Consider the following 20,663-nt stretch of genomic DNA (forward strand, 5'->3'; position numbering starts at 1 on the left):
AACAATTGACACTGCTGATGGCGGGCTGGCCTGTAACAAAATGTGCTGAATACATTTTTGGCTTGAACCCGCCTCATTAGATAGATATGTTGTTTTCGTGTGATTTTATGAGTGTCGCCACGGGGAAAAAGCGCCACTAACCTATTGAGTCATCTGGAACAATCGGAATTTGGTACATTTTTCACTCAACGAACGGCAAATAGAATCTCATATGGGGCTTTTGCCTCAATCAAGACAATAATACTGTCTTGCCCTGTTGCCGGATGCAGCAGTCTCTTGTGCCACGGAGTCGCACGGGATCAGGTTCAAGGCCGAACACACTTTTGACAGAGACGTCACTTATGATCAAAAAACTCATTCTTTCTACCCTGCTGCTGTGCGGGCTGGCCAATGCGGCGCCCACCTCCACCCTGGATGCCGTGCTGGAGCGCGGCGTGCTGCGGGTCGGTTTCGATGCCGGCTATCAACCCTTCGAAATGACCAACAAGCAGGGCCAGTACATCGGCTTTGACGTGGATCTGGCCAAGATGGTCGCCAAGGAGATGGGCGTGAAGGTCGAGTTCGTCAACACCGCCTGGGATGGCATCATTCCGGCCCTCTTGACCGACAAGTTCGACGTCATCATGGGCGGCATGACCGTCACCCCCCAGCGCAACCTGCGCGTCAACTTTGCCGACCCCTACATCGTGGTCGGGCAGACCATCGTCCTGCGCAAGGACAAGGCCGGCGAGATCAAATCCTTCACCGACCTCAACGATCCCAAGTACAAGATCGCGGTCAAGCTCGGCACCACCGGCGAGCAGGCGGTCAAGCGTCTGATCCCGAAAGCCACCCTGCTGCAGTTTGAAACCCAGGATGACGCCAAGCTGGAAGTGATCAACGGCAAGGTCGACGCCTTCGTCTACGACCTGCCCTACAACGCCATCTTCGCCACCCAGAACAAGGGCACCGTGGTGCACCTCGACAAGCCGTTCACCTTCGAACCGCTGGCCTGGGCCATCCGCAAGGGCGACCAGGACACCCTCAACTGGTTCAACAACTACCTGCGCCAAATCAAGGGCGACGGCAGCTACGACCGCCTCTACCAGAAGTGGTTCGAGTCCACCGCCTGGCTGAACCAGCTCAAGTAACCTCGCAAGGGGCGGCCCGCCGCCCCTTCACGCAGATCCCCACACAATAACTACAACGAGGTTGCGACAGTGCACAACCCAACAAGACAGATGGAAAAACAACCCAATCAACTGCTCTGGCACGGGATCTTCCTGCTGATCGTGCTGGCCGCCATCTTTGGCATCTACAAGGCCGTGCAATCGGTGGATTACACCTGGCGCTGGGAGCGGATCCCCCAGTACATCGCCTATCAGGCGGAACAGAAAAACTACGCCGAGTTTGACGGTACCGTGGTCGCCGGCACCACCGAGGCCGACAAGGGCAAGCTGTTTTTGCAAAACGATCTCGATCCCAACCAGCGCCAAGCCATCGCCATCAGTGGCGGCCAGGTAGCGGAAGGGGACACTGTCTTTCGCGGTGACACCCTCGACACCCAGCTGAGCTGGACTGCCGGCCCCATCGCCTGGGGCGTCTGGGTCACGGTCAAACTCTCGCTGGTGGCGGGCATCTTCGCCATCCTGCTCGGCACCCTGGCCGGACTGGCCCGACTCTCCCCCAACCCCGCCCTGCGCAACCTGGCGGTTACCTACGTGGAGCTCATCCGCGGCACCCCGCTGCTGGTGCAGATCTTCATCGTCTACTTCTTCATCGGCACCGTGCTGAACCTCGACCGATTCACCGCCGGGGTGGCGGCACTGGCGGTCTTTACCGGCGCCTACGTGGCGGAAATCGTCCGTGCCGGCATCAGCTCCATCCACAAGGGGCAGATGGAGGCGGGCAGAAGCCTTGGCATGACCTCGGCCCAGACGATGCGCTACGTCATCCTGCCGCAGGCCTTCAAGCGGGTGCTGCCGCCACTGGCAGGCCAGTTCATCAACCTTATCAAAGACTCCTCGCTGGTCTCTGTCATCTCCATCACCGATCTCACCAAGGCGGGGCGCGAGGTGGTCAGCTCCACCTTCAGTCCGTTCGAGGTGTGGTTCACCGTGGCCCTGCTCTATCTGGTGCTGACTGGCACCCTTTCCTTCCTGGTGCGTCGTCTGGAGGTGAAATATGCGCGCAGCAACTGATCCCATTATCAAAGCCCGCGGTGTAGAGAAGTTCTACGGCACCGAGGTGCACGCCCTCAAGAGCGTCAGTACCCAGGTCGCCGAGGGGGAAGTGGTGGTGATCGTCGGCCCCAGCGGCTCCGGCAAGTCCACCTTCCTGCGCACCCTCAACCAGCTGGAGACCATCAACGACGGCAATATCATGGTCGATGGCATCAGCCTGACCGAGCCGGGGGACGTCAACAAATTGCGGGAAGAGGTGGGCATGGTGTTCCAGTCTTTCAACCTCTTCCCCCATCTGAACGTGCTGGACAACATCTGCCTCGCCCCGCAGAAGGTGCGCGGGCTGTCGCGTCGCGATGCCGAAGACAGAGCCAAGGCCCTGCTGCTCAAAGTCGGTCTGTCGGCCAAGGCCGAGAGCTACCCCTCCCAGCTCTCCGGCGGCCAGCAGCAGCGGGTGGCCATTGCCCGGGCGCTCGCCATGCAGCCGCGCATCATGCTGTTTGACGAGCCCACCAGCGCGCTCGACCCCGAGATGGTGGGCGAGGTGCTGGACGTGATGAAGGGGCTGGCCCGCGAGGGGATGACCATGGTGGTGGTGACCCACGAGATGGGCTTTGCCCGTGAGGTGGCGGATCGCGTGCTCTTTATGGAGAGCGGCGAGCTATTGGTAGACGAGAAGCCGACGGACTTTTTCGACAACCCTCCCTCCCCGCGCCTGCGCCAGTTCCTGAGCCAGGTGCTGTAATAGCGCCGGCGATAAAAAGCAGAAGAGGGAGCCCATGGCTCCCTCTTCTGCTTATACCGAAACCCTGTGTTTATCGGCTGAATCTGACTGGCTCCCTGATCAGTTCAGCGCGGGGACTTTCCCAGATAACGCTCCACTATGGTTCGGATCCCGTCCCGCTTCTTGAGCTCGTAGAGTCGCTTGTCAAACTGTTCGGCAAAGTCCTCCTTGAAGTCGAACTCGCCCTTGCGGCTGTAGCCGAGAAACCCCTGCTCCTTGCTGAGCACCGGCCCCTGCTTGAGCTGGGACATGTCGGCCACCGCCAGCTGATTGCCCTTGATCATGTTGAGCAGCTCATAGAGCAGGGAGAGGCGGTCGTTGACGGTACAGTCCACCCGGCCGCGCACTATCTTGAGCAGGTTCTCCCGGTTGCTCTTCACCTCCTCCAACCCGATCTTCTGCTGCTGGACCGCCTGCCAGAAGGGGGCACCACCTATGGTGAAACCGGCATTCATGCCAAAGCGCAGCCCGTAGTAGTCGGCCGGGAACTGCGCCTGCGGGGTATTGACCGCCACCCCGGCACCGCACATCACCACCAGCTCCTCGTCGAGCAGGGGTTGGGAGTAGGGCCACATCCAGGGGCGACTGTCGGGCTGATAGTAGGGTGGGAAGATGGCAAAAGCGCTGCCCTGTTCCACCATGCTGAGACCCCGCCGCCAGGGCATGGCCTTGAGCACCACCTCGTACTCATCCATGGAGGCCGTCACGCTGCGCACTATGTCGGCATAGATCCCCTTCACCTCCTCCCCCTCCTGCCAGGAGTAAGGCGGATAGTTGGCATCGGCCAGGATCTCGACCCGGGTCTTGGCCTGCGCCAGCAGGCAGACTCCCATCAACAAACAACACCACAGCCGCATCATCTGCCACTCCAGAGGTAGAAAACCTCATCAAGCATAGTCACTGCGCCATGGCTCAGAGGGCCATCACGCCCTTTCATGGCAATGCGTTTGCGGACTCCCGCCGCCCGCGTCAGATGGCGATGGCCATCGGGTGAAAATTGTTAATGAAAGATTAAATTCATCCTTTATGCTGGAGAGCAATTGCTCCGACTGGATACCTGACATGGATGTGCAACTGATCCTGCTCTACCTCTCGCCGCTCTTTCTGGCCTTCATCGGCTGGGAGATGCTCTATCTGCGCAAACATGGCGCTGCCTATCCCACCGCCGGCTACCAGTGGAAGGATCTCTTCGCCAACGCCACCCTGGCGCTGATGCATCAGGGGGGCGACGCGCTGACGGCCATCGCCATCGCCTACCTCTACGACGCCCTCTGGGGCTGGCGGCTGCTTGATATCGATCTCAACCTCTGGAGCCTGTTGCTGCTGTTTCTGTTGCAGGATCTCTGCTACTGGCTGTTCCACTTCACCAGCCACCATGTGCGTTGGTTGTGGGCTTCCCACGTGGTGCACCACAGCTCGGAGCGGCTCAACCTCTCCACCGCCTTTCGCCAGAGCCTGATGTACCCGGTCTCCGGCATGTGGCTGTTCTGGATCCCGATGATCCTCATCGGTTTCCCGCCCGAGGCGGTGGTGGCCACCGTGCTCTTGAGCCTGGGTTTTCAGTTCTTCGTCCACACCCAGGTGGTGGGCAAGCTGGGCAGGCTGGAGTGGGTTTTCAACACCCCCTCCCACCACAGGGTCCACCACGCCAGCAACGCCAAATACATAGATCGCAACTTCGCCGGGGTGCTGATCATCTGGGATCGGCTGTTTGGCACCTTCGTGGAAGAAGACCCCGCCGAGCCGTGCCGCTTCGGCATCACCAAGCCCGTCCACAGCTTCAACCCCCTCACCCTCACCTTCCACGAGTGGCGCGACATGCTGCAAGAGGCTCGCGGCCTGCCCTGGCGGCAGAAGCTCGCGGTGCTGTTTGGCAAACCGGCCGGCCCCGCCAGCCGCTAAGTCCTTGCCGCCGCTAAAACAAGTGCATGTCGCAGACAAAAAGAGAGCGCCCAAGGGCGCTCTCTTTCATTGTCGGTCACAGCCCGGTCAGACGTGGGCAAAAGACCAGATGGCGGGGATCAGGCTCAGCAACGTCACCCCGGCCAGCAGCCGCTCGCGCCCGCTGAGTCGCAGTTCGGCCCCCAGCTGGCGGCGGCTGTAGAGAAACAGCAGCAGACCCGGCCCGTAGAGCAGCAAGGAGAGCAGCAGATACTCCACCCCGGCGGCGTAGAGCAGCCAGAGGCCGTAACTGCTCGACACCAGCGCCACCGCCCGAACTAGGCCATTGCCCTGCCCGCTCTCACTCTTTCCACTAAAAGAGAGCTTGAGCAAGAAGAGGCCGATGAGCAGGTAGGGCACCAGGATCATCGAGGTGGAGATAAGCAGCAGGTTGGTGTAACCCTTGCCGAGCAGCCACACCAGCAGCAGACAGCCCTGCACCGTCAGGCTGGTGAGCCACAGCGATGCGATGGGGGTGCCGTTGCGGTTCTGGCGCTGGAAGATGGCTGGGAAGGCACCGTGGCGCGCCGCACTGAACGGCACCTCGGCCGAGAACAGGGTCCAGCTCACGTAGGAGGCCAGTACCGAGACAATGAGGCCGACGCTGATGAACAGCTTGCCCCAGGAGCCCGTCATCTGGGCCATCAACCCCGCCATGGAGGGGTTGGGCAGGGCCGCGAGCTCGGGGCGGCTCAGGATCCCGAGCGCCAGCACCGAGATGAGCACATAGAGCAGCAGCGCCAGCACCACCCCGAGCACGGTGGCCGTGCCCACGTCCCGCTTGTTTCTGGCCCGGGCCGACAGCACCGCCGCTCCCTCGATGCCGGTGAAGACCCAGAGGGTGATCAGCATGGTGTTGCGCACCTGCTCGGAGACCGGCGTTGCCAGGGTACTGCCCTGCTGATCCGCCGCGAAGGTGACCGGGTCGAACCAGTAGCAGGCGAACAGGATGAACAGCAGCAGCGGCAGGCTCTTGGCCAGGGTAGCCACCAGGTTGAACAGGGCCGCCTGCTGCACGCCGCGGGCCACCAGCAGGTGTACCGCCCAGAGAATGCAGGACTCGCCGATGAAGGCCGCCAGGGTGTTGCCCTCGCCAAACCAGACCTGCCCCGGGGTATCGACGAAGCTGCCCAGCGCCGCGAAGGCGATCACCAGATAGCCCACCACGCCGATGGTGGCGCAGAGCCAATAGCCCCAGGCGGAGAAAAAACCCACCAGATCGCCGAAACCGGCGCGGGCATAGCTATAGATGCCGCCGTCGAGATCCGGCCTTAATCGCGACAGATACAGAAAACTCATGGCGAGCGCCAGGATGCCCACCCCAGTGACGCCCCAGCCGATCAGTACGGCGCGCGCGCCAGCCACCTCGGCCATGTTCTGCGGCAGACTGAAGATCCCCGCTCCCACCATGGAGCTGAACACCAGCGCGGTGAGGGACCAGAGCCCGATCTTGCTCTCTTTCATGGGCTCTCCTTAGCGCAGCCGGCGGCTCAGCGCCTGGATATGTTCCGGCCCGATGCCGCAGCAACCGCCGATGAGGTTTGCCCCGACCGTGCGCCAGCGCTCGGCCCAGCCAAGGTAATCCAGCGGTCCCAGATCGGTGCGGATCTCGTCCAGCCCGTCGTTGGCGGTCGCCTCCTTGGGCTGGGGCGGGAAGGCGTTGGCATAGGCGCCGAGCCGGATGTCGCTGCGACCCAGCGCCTGCAACGCAGCGCCGGCCACCCTGAGCGCCTCTTCGATCACCTCGGGCTGACAGCAGTTGAACAGAATGGCGTCCACCCCGGCTGATGCCAGCGCGCAGACCGCATCGGCCACTCACTCGCCAGAGCGCAGGGTCGGCTCGCTGCCCGGCGCCTCGTCTTCCAGGGTGAAGGAGACCCAGAACGGCTTGCCATCCTCGGGCAGCAGGGCCCGGATGGCCAGCGGCTCGGCAATGAGGCTCATGGTCTCCGCCAGCCAGAGATCCACATGGGACGAGAGCGCCCGAATAAGCGGGGTCGCCAGCTCGCTCACCCGGCCCGCGTCGAACAAGTCGGCGCGGTAGGAGCCAAACAGCGGCGGCAAGGAGCCGGCTACCTGCACGCGACCCGGCTGCTCATCGGCCACCTCGCGGGCCAGCTGACCGGCCAGCGCCGCCAGCCCCTCCCCCTCTGCCACAAAGCGCGCGTCACCGATATGAAACGGCACCAACGCATAGCTGTTGGTGGTGATGACGCGGGCCCCGCTCGCCACATAGGCCTGATGCACCTCGCGCACCGTCTCTGGGGCCTCCATCAGGGCCAGCGCCGACCACTCCGGCTGGCGAAACGGCGCGCCCCGCCGTGCCAGCTCGCGTCCCATGCCGCCATCCAGTACCCACAAATCCTTTGTATCCATCTCTGTCTCTCTGCGTGTCCCCGTCGTGACGGGTATTTGTTGTGTTGAGCCAAAACAAGCCATCAAAACATCTAGACGGCTAGAATGCCTTTTCATCATGACCCAAAGTAGAACAAGAGGCAATCGGGTGCTACGAACAAATCTGAACAAGTTCAGGGAGATAACGGCAAAGGAAGGGAGGTATGGCTGTTGAAGGCTCAACACCAGGATGAGAAACGACAAGAGGCCACCTGAAGGTGGCCTCTTGTGGCGACAGGTGCACTGACGGCTCAACGCCCGGCCAGTACCCGCTTGGTCTGCTTGACCCAATCGGACACCCGACCCTGCTGGGGATACCCCTGCCAGATCTGCTCCCACTGGGCGGGGCTGAGCGGGCGACCCAGCCGGCGCTGCACCCCGGCATAGAGGTAGTCGTGAGCCGTGGTGCGTGCCTGGGCCGAGGTGAGGAACTTGGCCACCGGATCGGTCAGGCGCACGTCCCGCATGCCGAGCAGCGGGTAGTCGCTGTGCACCGCCGCCAGCATGGTCTCGCGCATGGCCGATTCGATGTAGCCACGGGCAAACAGGGCGGTCACCGACTCGAGCGATCCTTGATCCGGGCCGTGATACTCCTCGTCGAACACCGGACTCGGCTCCGCCACGGCGCTTTGCACCACCGCATCGGGGTCCTGCTGCGGCACGACCACGGCCGCCTTGGGGGCTGCCGGTTTGGCGACTGTGGTAGCCTTGCGCGGAGCGCTCTGGCTGCAGGCACCGAGTGCCAGGGCGAGCGCCACACAGGCCAGCGCACGGGAATGAGACTGCATCTTCATGATTGCTAACTAGCTCCTTTTACGATTCCTGAGCGGGTTTCTCGGCCGGCGTGGGCTCGACCCGGGTGACCAGCAGCTGGTCAATCTTGTAGCTGTCGATGTCCACCACTTCGAACTTGTAACCGGCGTATTTGACCGAGTCGGTTCGCTTGGGGATCTTGCGCAGCATGTACATGATGAAGCCGGCGATGGTTTCATAATTCTGGTTTTCCGGGAACTCCTCGATGTCGAAGGCGCGCATCACGTCGGAGATGGGGGTCACCCCGTCCACCAGCCAGGAGTTCTCGTCCCGCTGCACGATCTGCTCCTCCACCACGTGGGTAGCCCACTCGCCCATCACGGTGCTCATCAGGTCGTTCATGGTGACGATCCCCACCACCAGGGCGTACTCGTTCATCACCACGGCAAAGTCGCCCCTGTGGTTTTTGAAATACTCCATCGCCTCATAGAGGTTGAGGGTGTCGGGGATGATGATGACATTCTGCACCAGCGAGCCGCTGTTGAGATCGATGCTCTGGCCGCTGATGACCCGGATCAGCAGCTCCTTGGAGTCGACGAAGCCCTTGATGCTGTCGAGGTTGTGATCACACACCAAGAACTTGTTGTGGGGGTGTTCGGCAATTTTGGCCTTGATGCTCTCCTCGCCCTCTTGCAGGGTGAAGTAGATGAGGCTCTCGCGCGCGGTCATGGCGGAGGTGACGCCGAGGGACTGCAGCTCGAACACGTTCTCGATGAGCTGGTGCTCCTCGCGCTGGATGACGCCCGCTTCGGCGCCCGCATCCATCACCGCATAGATGTCGTCGGAGGTGATCTCGTCGTTGCGCACCATGGAGATGCGCAGCAGGCGGAACAGGCCGTTGGCCATGCCGTTGAACAACCACACCAGCGGCATCAGCAGGGTGACGCACAGCAGCATGGGGCGCACCACCACCACGGCGATCCGCTCCGGCATGGTCATGGCGAGGCGCTTGGGCATCAGATCGGCGATCAGGATGAACATGCCGGTGACGAACACGAAGGAGGCAGCCGAGCTGATCTCGCCAAGCCAGGGCCCCTGATAGAACTCGGAGATGAACTCCTTGATGGCCGGGTTCAGGGCAGACTCGCCCAGGATACCGCCCAGGATGGCGACGGTGTTGAGCCCGATCTGCACCACGGTAAAGAAGTTGCCCGGCTGGGCCTGCAGTGCCAGTACCTTTTCGGCATGGCGGTTGCCCTCATCGGCCATCACCTGCAACTTGATCTTGCGGGAGGCGGCGAGGGAGATCTCGGAGAGAGAGAAGAACACGCTGCCGGCGACCAGCAGCATCAGGAAAAATAAACTATCGGCAAAACTCATGATTAACCTATTGCAACAGCCGCCTTAGCACAAGACGGCAAACTGGGTCCGGGGGGCCGGACCGTGAGTCAATCCGGGACTCACACAGGGGGCATATTCTAGCAGAAAAGCGCCAAGCGGGTGGCGATATCTTGCACTGACTGAAAAGGCAACAAAAAAGGCGCTCAAAGCGCCTTTTTATTCATCTCAGACTCACCCTTTCCCCAGCAGGGTGCCCAGATCGTCCGCCTTGGTGTGGCGCACGTCCTTGCCCTTGACGTAGTAGACGATGTACTCGCAGATGTGCTGGCAGCGATCCCCCACCCGCTCGATGGCCCGCGCCGCCCACAGCACGTTGAGCACCTGCGGTATGGTGCGCGGATCTTCCATCATGTAGGTCATCAGCTCGCGGATGATGGACTCGTACTCCCGGTCCACCTTGTCATCTTCCTTGTAGACCGCCAGTGCCGCGTCCAGATCCATGCGGGCGAAGGCGTCCAGCACGTCGTGCAGCATCTTGATGGTGCGGCGCCCCATGTTCTCCAGCGACACCAGCGGCGGCTGCGGCTTGTTGGCGTTGTCGGTCAGCATGCGGGCGATCTTGTCCGCCACATCGCCGATGCGCTCGAGATCGGTGATGGTCTTGATGATGGCCATCACCAGCCGCAGGTCGGAGGCGGTGGGCTGGCGCTTGGCGATGATGCGGGTGCACTCCTCGTCGATCGCCACTTCCATGGCGTTCACCTTGTGGTCGTTGGCGACGATCTTGCGCGCCGCGTCCAGATCCTGATCGTGGATCGCCGCGATGGCGTCGGTCAGCTGCTGCTCTACCAGCCCGCCCATCACCAGCACCTGGTTGCGCACGCTCTCGAGCTCGGCATTGAACTGACCGGAGATGTGTTTGTTGAGGTTCATATTGTCCATACAAATAATCCTTGATGCTCCGAGTATGCCTTAGTCGTTGAACTGACCGGTAATCTGTTTGTTGTTGCCCATCTTGCTCATCTCCATCACCAACAACCCTTAGCCGTAACGACCGGTGATGTAGTCTTCCGTCTTCTTCTTGGCCGGGGTGGTGAAGATGGTGTTGGTGTCCGAGTACTCGATAAGCTCGCCCATGTACATGAAGGCAGTCTGATCCGAGACCCGCGCCGCCTGCTGCATGTTGTGGGTCACGATCACCACGGTGAACTGGCTCTTGAGCTCGTTGATCAGCTCCTCGATGGTGAGGGTGGAGATGGGGTCGAGCGCCGAGGTCGGTTCATCGAGCAGCAGCACTTCCGGCTCGATGGCGATGGCGCGGGCAATCACCAGTCGCTGCTGCTGACCGCCGGAGAGGCCGAAGGCGTTGTCGTGCAGCCGATCCTTCACCTCGTCCCACAGGGCCGCGCCGCGCAGGGAGCGCTCGGCCGCCTCGTCCAGGGTGCGGCGATCATTGATGCCCTGCAGACGCAGGCCATAGACCACGTTCTCGTAGATGGACTTCGGGAAGGGGTTGGGGCGCTGGAACACCATGCCCACCTGACGACGCAGGGCGGAAACATCCACGCTCTTGTCGTAGATGTTGTGGCCGTGCAGCTGAATTTCCCCCTCGATGCGGCAGATCTCCACCAGATCGTTCATCCGGTTGATGCAGCGCAGCAGGGTGGACTTGCCGCAGCCGGAGGGGCCGATGAAGGCGGTGACCTGGCCCTTGGGGATCTTCATGTTGACGTTGAACAGCGCCTGCTTGTTGCCGTAGTACAGGTTGAGATCCTTCACTTCCAGCGCGGTCTGCTCCGGGCTCAGGTTGAGCAGGTCGGTCGCGGTGTGCTGGCTGGATGCGGTCGTTACGTTGATCATCTGTTACCTCAAAATCTGTCGGTGGCGGCGGGCACTCTCATTGCCCGCGGCCGGAACGCTTGGCTGGCAGGGAACCCCGTTCCCTGCCCGTCTCTGTGGTGCTGGTCTATCAATGTTCCAGCGACCGGAATTTCTCACGCAAATGGTTACGGATGCCCATCAGACTCATCGTCATCAATGTTCCAAAGAACGGAACTTCTCCCGCAGGTGGTTGCGGATGCCGATGGCCGTCAGGTTGAGGCCGACGATCACCGTCACCAGCAGGAAGGAGGTGGCGTAGACCAGCGGGCGCGCCGCCTCGACGTTGGGGCTCTGGAAGCCGACGTCATAGATGTGGAAGCCCAGGTGCATGAACTTGCGCTCCACGTGCAGGTACGGGAAGTTGCCGTCCATCGGCAGGGTCGGCGCCAGTTTTACCACCCCCACCAGCATCAGCGGCGCCACTTCACCGGCCGCGCGGGCGATGGCCAGGATGAGGCCGGTCATGATGGCCGGGCTCGCCATCGGCAGCACGATGCGCCACAGGGTCTCGGCCTGGGTGGCCCCCAGTGCCAGCGAGCCCTGGCGGATGGTGCTCGGGATCCGGGCCAGCCCCTCTTCGGTGGAGACGATCACCACCGGCAGGGTCAGGATGGCCAGGGTCAGCGCCGACCAGATGACGCCAGGGGAGCCAAAGGTCGGGCTCGGCAGCGCTTCCGGATAGAACAGCTGGTCCAGCGAACCACCGAGGGTGTAGACGAAGAAGCCCAGACCGAACACGCCGTACACGATGGAGGGCACGCCCGCCAGGTTGATCACCGCGATGCGGATGATCTTGGTCAGGCTGTTCTTGCCCGCGTATTCGTGCAGGTAGACCGCCGCCACCACGCCGAGCGGGGTCACGATGATCGCCATCAGGAACACCATGAACACGGTGCCGAAGATGGCCGGGAACACCCCGCCCTCGGTGTTGGCCTCGCGCGGATCGTCGGAGACGAACTTGCCGATCTGGTGGAACCAGTAACCCACCTTGGCCGGCAGACTCATGTCGTTGGGCCACACCACGTCCAGCACCTTGGACATGGGCATGGTCACCAGCTCGCCGCGCATGTCCTTGACCGTGATGCTGTCTCTGTCTGCCTGGGCACGCAGGGAGAACAGCTCTTTTTCCAGCACCTGATAACGGTCGTTGAGGGCCTGACGCTCGCTCGCCAGCTCGGCTTTAAGCTGATCGGTCAGCTTGTCGTCCAGCTCGGCCTTGCGCTCTTTGAGGCGCAGCCGCTCCAGCTGATAGTTGATGCTGCCAATGTCCCCTTTTTGCAGATCGTCGGCCTGCTCGGAGAGACCGTTGGCCCGCGCCAGCACTCGCTGCAGGGCAGGATGCAGGTTCTCGGTCAGCGCCTTGCCATCCTCTTTCACCCCGACGATGTAGCCGTAGAAGTTGCCGTTGGTGGCACGCTCCACCATGGCCAGCTCGGTCGGCAGGCTCTGGGACTTGATGTCGGTCTCCAGCACCCAGCGAAAGTCCAGGTCGACGAACTCGCGGTTGCCGGTCTTGACCAGATAGCGGGTCAGCAGCTCGCGCTCTTCCCCTGCCAGCGGCAGGCCTGCGGCCCGCAGCCGCTCTACCGGCACCAGCTCGCGGTCGTTGATTTCGCCGATCAGCACACTCTTGTTGCCCTGGGCGTCTTCCAGTTGCCACTCATAGATGGGATGGGGCCAGAAGTAGACCAGACCACGCCAGCCGATCAGCAGCAGCAGACCCAGTACCGCTACCAGACTCAGGCTGACGGCGCCGCCGGTCATCCAGATCCAGGGGGCCCCCGATTTAAACCACTTACCCATTGTCGATTCCTCGGTCCTTTCAGAGCAGCCCATCACAGAGAGCTGTATTTTTCACGCAACCGCTGACGGATGAACTCGGCCAGGGTATTGAACAAGAAGGTGAACACGAACAGCACGAAGGCAGCGAGGAACAGCACCCGATAGTGCGAGCTGCCCACTTCCGATTCCGGCATCTCCACCGCGATGTTGGCGGCCAGGGTACGCAGCCCCTGGAACATGGAGAAGTCCATGATGGGCGTGTTGCCGGTGGCCATCAGCACTATCATGGTCTCGCCTACCGCGCGGCCAAGGCCCATCATCACCGCCGAGAAGATGCCCGGGCTCGCGGTGAGGATCACCACCCGGCTCAGGGTCTGCCACGGGGTGGCCCCCAGCGCCAGCGAGCCCTGGGTAAGGTGCTTGGGCACCGAGAAGACCGCGTCTTCGGCGATGGAGAAGATGGTCGGAATGACCGCGAAGCCCATGGCGATGCCCACCACCAGCGAGTTGCGCTGGTCGAACTTGATGCCCATCTCGTGGGTCAGCCAGATGCGTGAATCACCGTGCATGAAGGCGTTCTCGATGAGCGGGCTCACCGCGAAGGCGCCCCAGCCAATCAGCAGCAGCACCGGGATCAGCAAGATGGCGTGCCACCCTTCCGGCAGCCAGGATTTGCCGCGCTCCGGCAGGTAGTTCCAGATCAAGGCGGTCAGCAGCATCCCCATCGGCAGCAGGATCAACAGCAGCACCACGCCGGGCAGCGCCCCTTCGATGATGGGCGCCAGCCACAGACCGGCCAGGAAGCCGAGGATAACGGTCGGCAACGCCGCCATGATCTCCACCGTCGGCTTGACGTATTTGCGCAGCCCCGCCGACATGAAGTAGGCGGTGTAGATGGCGCCGGCGACGCCGAGCGGCACCGCAAACACCATGGCATAGAAGGAGGCTTTCAAGGTACCGAACACCAGCGGCACCAGGCTCAGCTTGGCTTCGAAGTCGTTGCTGGCGGAGGTGGACTGCCACACGTACTGGGGCTCGGGATAGCCTTCGTACCACACCTGTTGCCAGAGGGCCGACCAGGTCACCTCGGGGTGCTCGTTCTCCACCGCGAACAGCTTGAAGGCATCGCCCTGCTGCATCAGCAGCACGTTGTGACGGGGGGAGATGGCCAGGGCCGACAGGGCGCCGCCTTCCACCTTCTCGCTCAGCAGCTTGGTCTCGCCGGTGGCGTGGAAGAAGCTGACGGTGCCCTCTTTGTCGGCACTGATGAAGCCCTTGCGAAAATGCTCCGGGGTCAGCTGCGCCACGGCACCATCGCCCTTGAAGTCACGGATCTGGGTGAACTGGCGCTTGCCATCCCGGGCCACTTCGAACCACTGGGAGATGACGCCGTTGTCGTTGCCAACCAGCAGGGAGGAGGCGCCTGAGAGCAGCTCGACCCGGGTCACGTTGGCATTGGGGGCATTGATCTCCATGACATCGCGCAGGGAGATGTCATTGAGGTTGTGAATGTCGTAGACGGAGAGGCGGTTGCCTTCGCGCACGAACAGAATGCGCAGGTTGGGGGTCAGCAGCATCTGATCCACATGACGCGGCAGGGACGGGATGCTGTAGTTCTGGGCACTCCACTCGATGTCACCGGAGAGGAAGTTCTCCTCGCCGCTCATCACCGCCATCACGCCACGACCATCGGCGGTCACGGCGGCGGTGGCCATCTTGTCCTTGGTGGCTTCAAACACCATGAGCGTCAGCGCCTTGCCCTGGGGGTCCACCACTACCGGCTCTTCGCCGAAGGGGGACTGCAGGCTGGGCTCGATGACCCGCACATCGTTGGGATAGGAGACCTTGAAATAGGGCTGCACCACCTGGGCCTTGCCATCGGCAAAACCATAGGCGATGAGCTTCTGGCCTGGCGCGGGCGGAGCGACGGCGGTGATGTCACCCTTCACCTGCGCCTGGCCCAGCACCTGGCCCACCTTGACCTTGCCATCCCCCTGGACGGCGAAGAAGTTGACCTGGCCTTTGTCGCTGAAGCGATAGCCAATCTCGTTCTGCTCTTCCACCCCAAGCCAGGCGGTCTTGCCCGCCACGGGCAAGGTAAATGACGCGGTCGGCTCCATCGTGGCGCCATTGAAGATGGGTTTCACCACATAGAGCAGATAGAAGAAAATGAGCAACAGGGCAACCAGCACCAGAGCACCACCCGTGGTGACCCCGTACTTGGCCAACTTATCCTTGATACGGCGCTTTCTGCTGCCCGCCATACCTAAGTTTATCGATTCCGATGACATGCAAAACCTCAATGTGAGCTAGGCTTGGCGGCATTATATGGCGGTTGCATGACAGTTTTGTTACATCAAGGCCCTCTGGGAAGAGGTTATTTTGAAGGGGAATTCAGACCAGAGTTCGCTGGCAAACAGCATTGCCAACCATCTGTTTTATAAGAAGATACAGAAAATATAACGCGCGAAGGCGGCCTCGCCGACTTCGCCGTTCTCAGTCGGCGGAGCCGCCGCTTTGTTGCAGTGCCAATCTGGCGGCCTTTTTCTCGGCGCGCCGCCGCCGAAAGAAATCCGACAACTGGGCCGAGCAGGCATCGGCCAGCACACCGCCAGTCAGTTCGACCCCGTGGTTGTGGCGCGGGTCCTGCAAGATCTCGAACACCGAGCCCGCCGCGCCGGTCTTGAGATCACGGGCACCATAGACCACCCGCTTGACCCGGCTGTGGATGAGGGCACCGGCGCACATGCAGCAAGGCTCCAGAGTGACATAGAGGGTGGTATCGAGCAGACGGTAGTTTTGCAGCCGAACGCCGGCGGCCCGGATCGCCATTACTTCGGCATGGGCACAGGCATCGTGCTCGCTGATGGAGCGGTTCCACCCCTCCCCCACGATCTCGTCACCCAGCACCAGCACGGCCCCGACCGGGATCTCGCCGATCCCCTCCGCCCTTTCGGCCAACGCCATGGCATGGCGCATCCAGCGTTCATCCTGCTCGCGCTGGCTCACTGACTCTGTGATGTCTGATGGTTTCACACCCTGGTTCCTCTCTGTGACGGGTTGCCGGCGATGCACTTGCAGCTTGATTGCCGGCCGACCATTGCCCGCAACCGGGTAACGCCGCCAAGCAGCATGATGGCGAGATCCCCAGCAATACGGGGCGGCGATTATGCCAAATCTGCGCCACAGCCCCAAGTCGCATCTTGCCTGCACAATAAAGAAGCAGTCAGCATCTCCCTGATAAAAAAGGAGTTGCACCCATTTGCTCAGATCATTAGACTTCCCTCCGTCAGCTCGAACTGACCTCGTCGGTGTGTAGCGCAGCCAGGTAGCGCATCTGCATGGGGTGTAGAGGGTCGGAGGTTCGAATCCTCTCACACCGACCAATTTCCCCGAAAATAGCCTAGTCTCGCGACTGGGCTATTTTTTTGCCTGCTTTAATATTCCTGCCGCAACTGTCGCAGCGCATCAGCAGACCGTCTGAATGCTCTTCCTGGGTGAACCTGTCGCAGAGTCACCACACAGTTGTGGTACAAATTTCATTCAGAACCGCTTGAAACCTTTCAAGAGTCCCGCTAGGATACGCAACTTTTCCGCCGGCAGTTCAAACAGGGAGGTGGGAGCGCGGGTGATGGAGTCACCGACCGGCTTGCAATCAATGAGGCAAGCACCCATGACCAAAGCAGTTGACACACAGCCCGAGTACGCCCCCCTGCCCCAACCGGCCACCGAGTCGGCAACCAATCAGTATGCCACCGAACACGGCCCGGTCGTGCGGCTCGATGTCGTCGATCTGGCGGCCCCGGAGGATGATTACTGAGCCGACGGCGCAGACATGCCGCTCTTGAACTACCGGGAGAAAATGGCAGTGGCACTGGAAATGGCGCCCCGTTTTACCTCCTTTGAGGGCCAGGATGGCCCGCTGATACAAATAACAACAAAATGCTACATAACTAAAAAAAAGCAGTCATATCCACTGCTACCTCCCCTCCCCGCCCCCAGGCACCTCATCCACCCAAGTGATACAAACCTACGTTATTGCGCCTCACTTTCTCCTCTTCTGCCGACCAGATCCCATTCGACCCCTTTTAGCCTGGATTGTTTTAAACAAACGTTCTCTCCTTAACACCAGCAGGAGTTACATGCCTGCTGGGTTTACATCTTTCATTTCATACATGTGTTTTTTAGAAGCTTGGAGTTAGGTCGGGATTTGTTTTTGCATTTGTAATTTTATTACGTAATAACTTACACCCCCGTGTCCCTATCTCCACTCATCATCCGCCACCGGCAGGGGATGAAAAACAAGAGCATAACCATCTGCATAGAGTTTTTACGCTAACTACATAAATTGTTTATAAACATCAACTTAACATCATGACCAAAACGTGCGTTTTAAAAAAATTGTTGACGAATAGAGCAATATTTCGCACCTTATGAATCGTGTTACCCCGTTGTTACGGGAAGTTTGAAAAAACAGGGATCGACTTTAGTCGTAGTTAATTAGTTCAAAATGTAATTCTCAAAGGAGTGAACCCTATGTCGGCACCGGCCCAGACCCACTGCAGCGCTCGTCTGCACATCCAGGGCGAGACGCATCCCGATTACGCGCAAATTCTGACGCCGGATGCGGTGGCCCTGGTATCCGAACTGGTGGAACGCTTTGCTCCCCAACGGGACGAATTGTTGAAACAACGTGTGGCGCGCCAGGCCCGCATCGACGGCGGCGAGCTGCCCGATTTTCTGCCTGAAACCGCCCACATCCGCGCCGGAGACTGGACGGTGCGCGGTATTCCCGCCGACCTGCAAGATCGCCGCGTGGAGATCACCGGCCCGGTCGAGCGCAAGATGGTGATCAACGCCCTCAACGCCAACGTCAAGGTATTCATGGCGGACTTCGAGGATTCGCTGGCACCGGCTTGGAACAAGGTGATCGAGGGTCAGATCAACCTGCGTGATGCGGTCAACGGCACCGTCTCCTACACCAGCCCGGAAGGGAAGGCCTACACCCTGAACGCCGATCCGGCCGTACTCATCTGCCGGGTGCGCGGTCTGCATCTGCCGGAAAAACATGTCACCTTCGATGGAGCTCCCATTCCCGGCGGCCTTTTCGACTTCGCTCTCTACTTCCTGCACAACTATCAGGCGCTGCTGGCCAAGGGCTCCGGCCCCTACTTCTACGTACCCAAGCTGCAGAGCCATCTGGAAGGGCGCTGGTGGAGCGAAGTGTTCGCCTGGACCGAGGACAAGTTCGGCCTGCCCCGCGGCACCATCAAGGCCACCGTACTCATCGAAACCCTGCCAGCGGTGTTCGAGATGGATGAGCTGCTCTATCAGATGAAGGATCACATCGTCGCTCTCAACTGCGGCCGCTGGGATTACATCTTCAGCTACATCAAGACCTTGAAGAACCACCCTGATCGCGTCCTGCCGGACCGTCAGGTAGTGACCATGGACAAACCCTTCCTGTCCGCCTATTCGCGGCTGCTGATCAAGACCTGCCACAAGCGCGGCGCGCTGGCCATGGGTGGCATGGCGGCCTTCATCCCGGCGAAAGATCCTGCCGTGAATGAACAGGTATTTGCCAAGGTGAAGGCGGATAAAGAGCGTGAAGCCAACAACGGCCACGACGGTACCTGGGTGGCCCACCCCGGCCTCGCCGATACCGCCATGGCGGTGTTCAACGCCGTCATCCCGGCTGGCGCCAGCAACCAGATCGGCGTGCTGCGCGAGCAGGATGCCCCCATCACGGCCGCCGAGCTGCTGGCCCCCTGCGAGGGCGAGCGCACCGAGGCAGGCATGCGCACCAACATCCGGGTGGCGCTGCAATACCTGGAAGCCTGGATCAACGGCAACGGCTGCGTGCCCATCTACGGTCTGATGGAAGACGCCGCCACCGCCGAGATCTCCCGCACCTCCATCTGGCAATGGATCCGCCACGGCAAGAGCCTGTCGAACGGCAAGGTGGTGACCAAGGATCTGTTCCGCCAGATGCTGGCCGAGGAGCAGGAGGTGGTCAAAGCCGAAGTGGGGGCCGAGCGTTGGCAGGCAGGCCGCTTCGCCGAGGCGAGCGAGCTGATGGAACAGATCACCTGCGCCGATACGCTGATCGATTTTCTGACGCTGCCCGGTTACGAGCGGCTCTGAACTACGGGCCTCCCCAGCGGGGCTCGCCAATAACAAGTCAATGGAAACGTGAAATCAATGAAAGAGGGAACTGATATGGCACTGACCTGTGAGCAACAGATCCAGGCTATCGAGAAAGACTGGGCGGAAAACCCCCGCTGGAAAGGGATCAAGCGCGGCTACAGCGCCGAAGACGTGGTAAACCTGCGTGGCAGCCTGCAACCGGTGCACACCCTGGCCCAGCGCGGTGCCGACAAGCTGTGGGAACTGATCCACGGCGGCGCCAAGAAAGGCTATGTAAACTGCCTCGGCGCCCTGACCGGCGGTCAGGCGGTGCAACAGGCCAAGGCGGGCATTGAGGCCATTTACCTCTCCGGCTGGCAGGTGGCGGCGGACAACAACCTCTCCTCCACCATGTATCCGGATCAGTCCCTCTACCCGGCCAACTCGGTGCCGTCGGTGGTGGAGCGCATCAACAACTCCTTCGCCCGTGCCGACCAGATCCAGTGGGCCAACAAGGTGGGCCCGCAGGACAAGGGCTTCATCGACTACTTCCTGCCTATCGTGGCGGATGCCGAAGCCGGTTTCGGCGGCGTGCTGAACGCCTTCGAGCTGATGAAGGGGATGATTGAAGCGGGCGCCGCCGGCGTGCACTTCGAAGATCAGCTGGCATCAGTGAAAAAATGCGGCCACATGGGCGGCAAGGTACTGGTACCGAGCCAGGAAGCGGTGCAGAAGCTCATCGCGGCCCGTCTGGCAGCCGACGTCTGCGGCACCACCACCCTGGTGATCGCCCGTACCGACGCCAACGCCGCCGACCTGCTGACCACGGACGCCGACCCGTACGATGCCGGCTTCCTGACCGGTGAGCGCACCTCAGAAGGCTTCTACAAGGTGCAGGCCGGTATCGAACAGGCCATCTCCCGCGGTCTGGCTTATGCCCCTTACGCCGACATGGTGTGGTGCGAAACCGCCAAGCCGGATCTGGACGAGGCGCGCAAGTTTGCCGAAGCCATCAAGGCCCAGTACCCGGACAAGATCCTGGCCTACAACTGCTCGCCGAGCTTCAACTGGAAGAAGAACCTGGACGATGCCACCATCGCCCGCTTCCAGCAGGAGCTGTCAGACATGGGCTACAAGTACCAGTTCATCACCCTGGCGGGCATCCACAACATGTGGTTCCACATGTACGAGCTGGCCTACCAGTACGCCCGTGGTGAAGGGATGAAGCACTATGTCGAGATGGTGCAGCAACCTGAGTTCGCCGCTGCCGAGCGGGGCTACACCTTCGTGGCACACCAGCAGGAAGTGGGGACCGGTTACTTCGACAAGGTGACCACTGTCATTCAGGGCGGCCAATCCTCGGTGACCGCGCTGACCGGCTCGACCGAAGAAGATCAGTTCCACTGATAGGCGGAACTCTTTGGGAGAGTCCTTGAGATAGCAAAACCCCGGCCACTGGCCGGGGTTTCTTTTTATTCATTGCCTCGGCGCCGCTCGCG

The 20,663-nt window shown here is 61.1% G+C and carries 16 protein-coding genes, 1 tRNA gene and 1 pseudogene; 8 read left to right on the forward strand and 10 right to left on the reverse strand.

The window, feature by feature from the left end; genetic code table 11:
• Positions 1-341 precede the first annotated feature (341 nt).
• The 3 genes from C2U40_RS13320 (at position 342) to C2U40_RS13330 (ending at position 2,907) form a co-directional block, all read left to right on the forward strand.
• Positions 342-1,130, forward strand: a complete 789-nt coding sequence (locus C2U40_RS13320; RefSeq protein WP_181014867.1) for a transporter substrate-binding domain-containing protein — start codon at positions 342-344, stop codon at positions 1,128-1,130.
• Between the two features lie 90 nt (positions 1,131-1,220).
• Entirely contained in the window at positions 1,221-2,180 is a 960-nt protein-coding gene (locus C2U40_RS13325) for an amino acid ABC transporter permease (protein ID WP_041213497.1), read from the forward strand.
• A complete protein-coding gene (locus C2U40_RS13330; protein WP_103828315.1) occupies positions 2,164-2,907 on the forward strand; it encodes an amino acid ABC transporter ATP-binding protein in 744 nt (247 codons plus the stop codon). Before C2U40_RS13325 ends, C2U40_RS13330 begins: the two co-directional genes overlap by 17 nt.
• Before the next feature lie 104 nt (positions 2,908-3,011).
• Here C2U40_RS13330 and C2U40_RS13335 read toward each other — a convergent pair whose 3' ends face one another.
• Positions 3,012-3,779 (reverse strand): substrate-binding periplasmic protein, encoded by a 768-nt coding sequence (locus tag C2U40_RS13335; protein WP_011706609.1) that lies wholly within the window; start codon positions 3,777-3,779, stop codon positions 3,012-3,014.
• Positions 3,780-4,008: 229 nt separating this feature from the next.
• Between C2U40_RS13335 and C2U40_RS13340 the strand changes: the two genes are divergently transcribed.
• Entirely contained in the window at positions 4,009-4,848 is an 840-nt protein-coding gene (locus C2U40_RS13340) for a sterol desaturase family protein (protein ID WP_181014866.1), read from the forward strand.
• A gap of 87 nt (positions 4,849-4,935) precedes the next feature.
• Here C2U40_RS13340 and C2U40_RS13345 read toward each other — a convergent pair whose 3' ends face one another.
• The 9 genes and pseudogenes from C2U40_RS13345 to tadA form a co-directional block, all read right to left on the reverse strand.
• Complete coding sequence (locus C2U40_RS13345; protein ID WP_103828313.1) at positions 4,936-6,351, reverse strand: basic amino acid/polyamine antiporter; 1,416 nt, start codon at positions 6,349-6,351, stop codon at positions 4,936-4,938.
• Between the two features lie 9 nt (positions 6,352-6,360).
• Positions 6,361-7,263 (reverse strand): annotated as a pseudogene (locus C2U40_RS13350) (homocysteine S-methyltransferase family protein).
• Positions 7,264-7,532: 269 nt separating this feature from the next.
• Positions 7,533-8,075 carry a hypothetical protein gene (locus C2U40_RS13355; protein WP_024944846.1) on the reverse strand — a complete coding sequence of 181 codons (543 nt, stop codon included), beginning with the start codon at positions 8,073-8,075 and terminating at the stop codon, positions 7,533-7,535.
• Between the two features lie 19 nt (positions 8,076-8,094).
• Entirely contained in the window at positions 8,095-9,414 is a 1,320-nt protein-coding gene (locus tag C2U40_RS13360) for a hemolysin family protein (protein ID WP_011706614.1), read from the reverse strand.
• A gap of 192 nt (positions 9,415-9,606) precedes the next feature.
• Positions 9,607-10,317: a phosphate signaling complex protein PhoU gene (gene phoU, locus C2U40_RS13365; protein WP_005334097.1), complete on the reverse strand. Its 711-nt coding sequence runs from the start codon at positions 10,315-10,317 to the stop codon at positions 9,607-9,609.
• A gap of 99 nt (positions 10,318-10,416) precedes the next feature.
• Positions 10,417-11,235 (reverse strand): phosphate ABC transporter ATP-binding protein PstB, encoded by an 819-nt coding sequence (gene pstB, locus C2U40_RS13370; protein ID WP_011706615.1) that lies wholly within the window; start codon positions 11,233-11,235, stop codon positions 10,417-10,419.
• Between the two features lie 174 nt (positions 11,236-11,409).
• Positions 11,410-13,059 (reverse strand): phosphate ABC transporter permease PstA, encoded by a 1,650-nt coding sequence (gene pstA / locus C2U40_RS13375; protein ID WP_029303969.1) that lies wholly within the window; start codon positions 13,057-13,059, stop codon positions 11,410-11,412.
• 32 nt (positions 13,060-13,091) lie between these two features.
• Positions 13,092-15,329 (reverse strand): ABC transporter permease subunit, encoded by a 2,238-nt coding sequence (locus C2U40_RS13380; RefSeq protein ID WP_011706617.1) that lies wholly within the window; start codon positions 15,327-15,329, stop codon positions 13,092-13,094.
• Between the two features lie 205 nt (positions 15,330-15,534).
• Positions 15,535-16,017: a tRNA adenosine(34) deaminase TadA gene (tadA, locus tag C2U40_RS13385; RefSeq protein ID WP_243756319.1), complete on the reverse strand. Its 483-nt coding sequence runs from the start codon at positions 16,015-16,017 to the stop codon at positions 15,535-15,537.
• A gap of 330 nt (positions 16,018-16,347) precedes the next feature.
• On the opposite strand from tadA, the gene C2U40_RS13390 reads away from it, so the two are divergent.
• The 4 genes from C2U40_RS13390 (at position 16,348) to aceA (ending at position 20,571) form a co-directional block, all read left to right on the forward strand.
• Positions 16,348-16,424, forward strand: a tRNA-Pro gene (locus C2U40_RS13390).
• A 287-nt stretch (positions 16,425-16,711) separates the two neighbouring features.
• Positions 16,712-16,858: a hypothetical protein gene (locus C2U40_RS26535; protein WP_181014865.1), complete on the forward strand. Its 147-nt coding sequence runs from the start codon at positions 16,712-16,714 to the stop codon at positions 16,856-16,858.
• A 716-nt stretch (positions 16,859-17,574) separates the two neighbouring features.
• The gene (aceB, locus tag C2U40_RS13395; protein WP_103828312.1) at positions 17,575-19,182 is read left to right on the forward strand and encodes a malate synthase A; all 1,608 of its coding nucleotides are present in this window, start codon (positions 17,575-17,577) and stop codon (positions 19,180-19,182) included.
• Between the two features lie 75 nt (positions 19,183-19,257).
• Positions 19,258-20,571 carry an isocitrate lyase gene (gene aceA, locus C2U40_RS13400; protein ID WP_104467488.1) on the forward strand — a complete coding sequence of 438 codons (1,314 nt, stop codon included), beginning with the start codon at positions 19,258-19,260 and terminating at the stop codon, positions 20,569-20,571.
• The last annotated feature ends 92 nt before the right edge of the window (positions 20,572-20,663 follow it).

Origin of the sequence: Aeromonas sp. ASNIH4, assembly GCF_002934425.1 — a bacterium.
GTDB classification, from domain to species: domain Bacteria; phylum Pseudomonadota; class Gammaproteobacteria; order Enterobacterales; family Aeromonadaceae; genus Aeromonas; species Aeromonas hydrophila.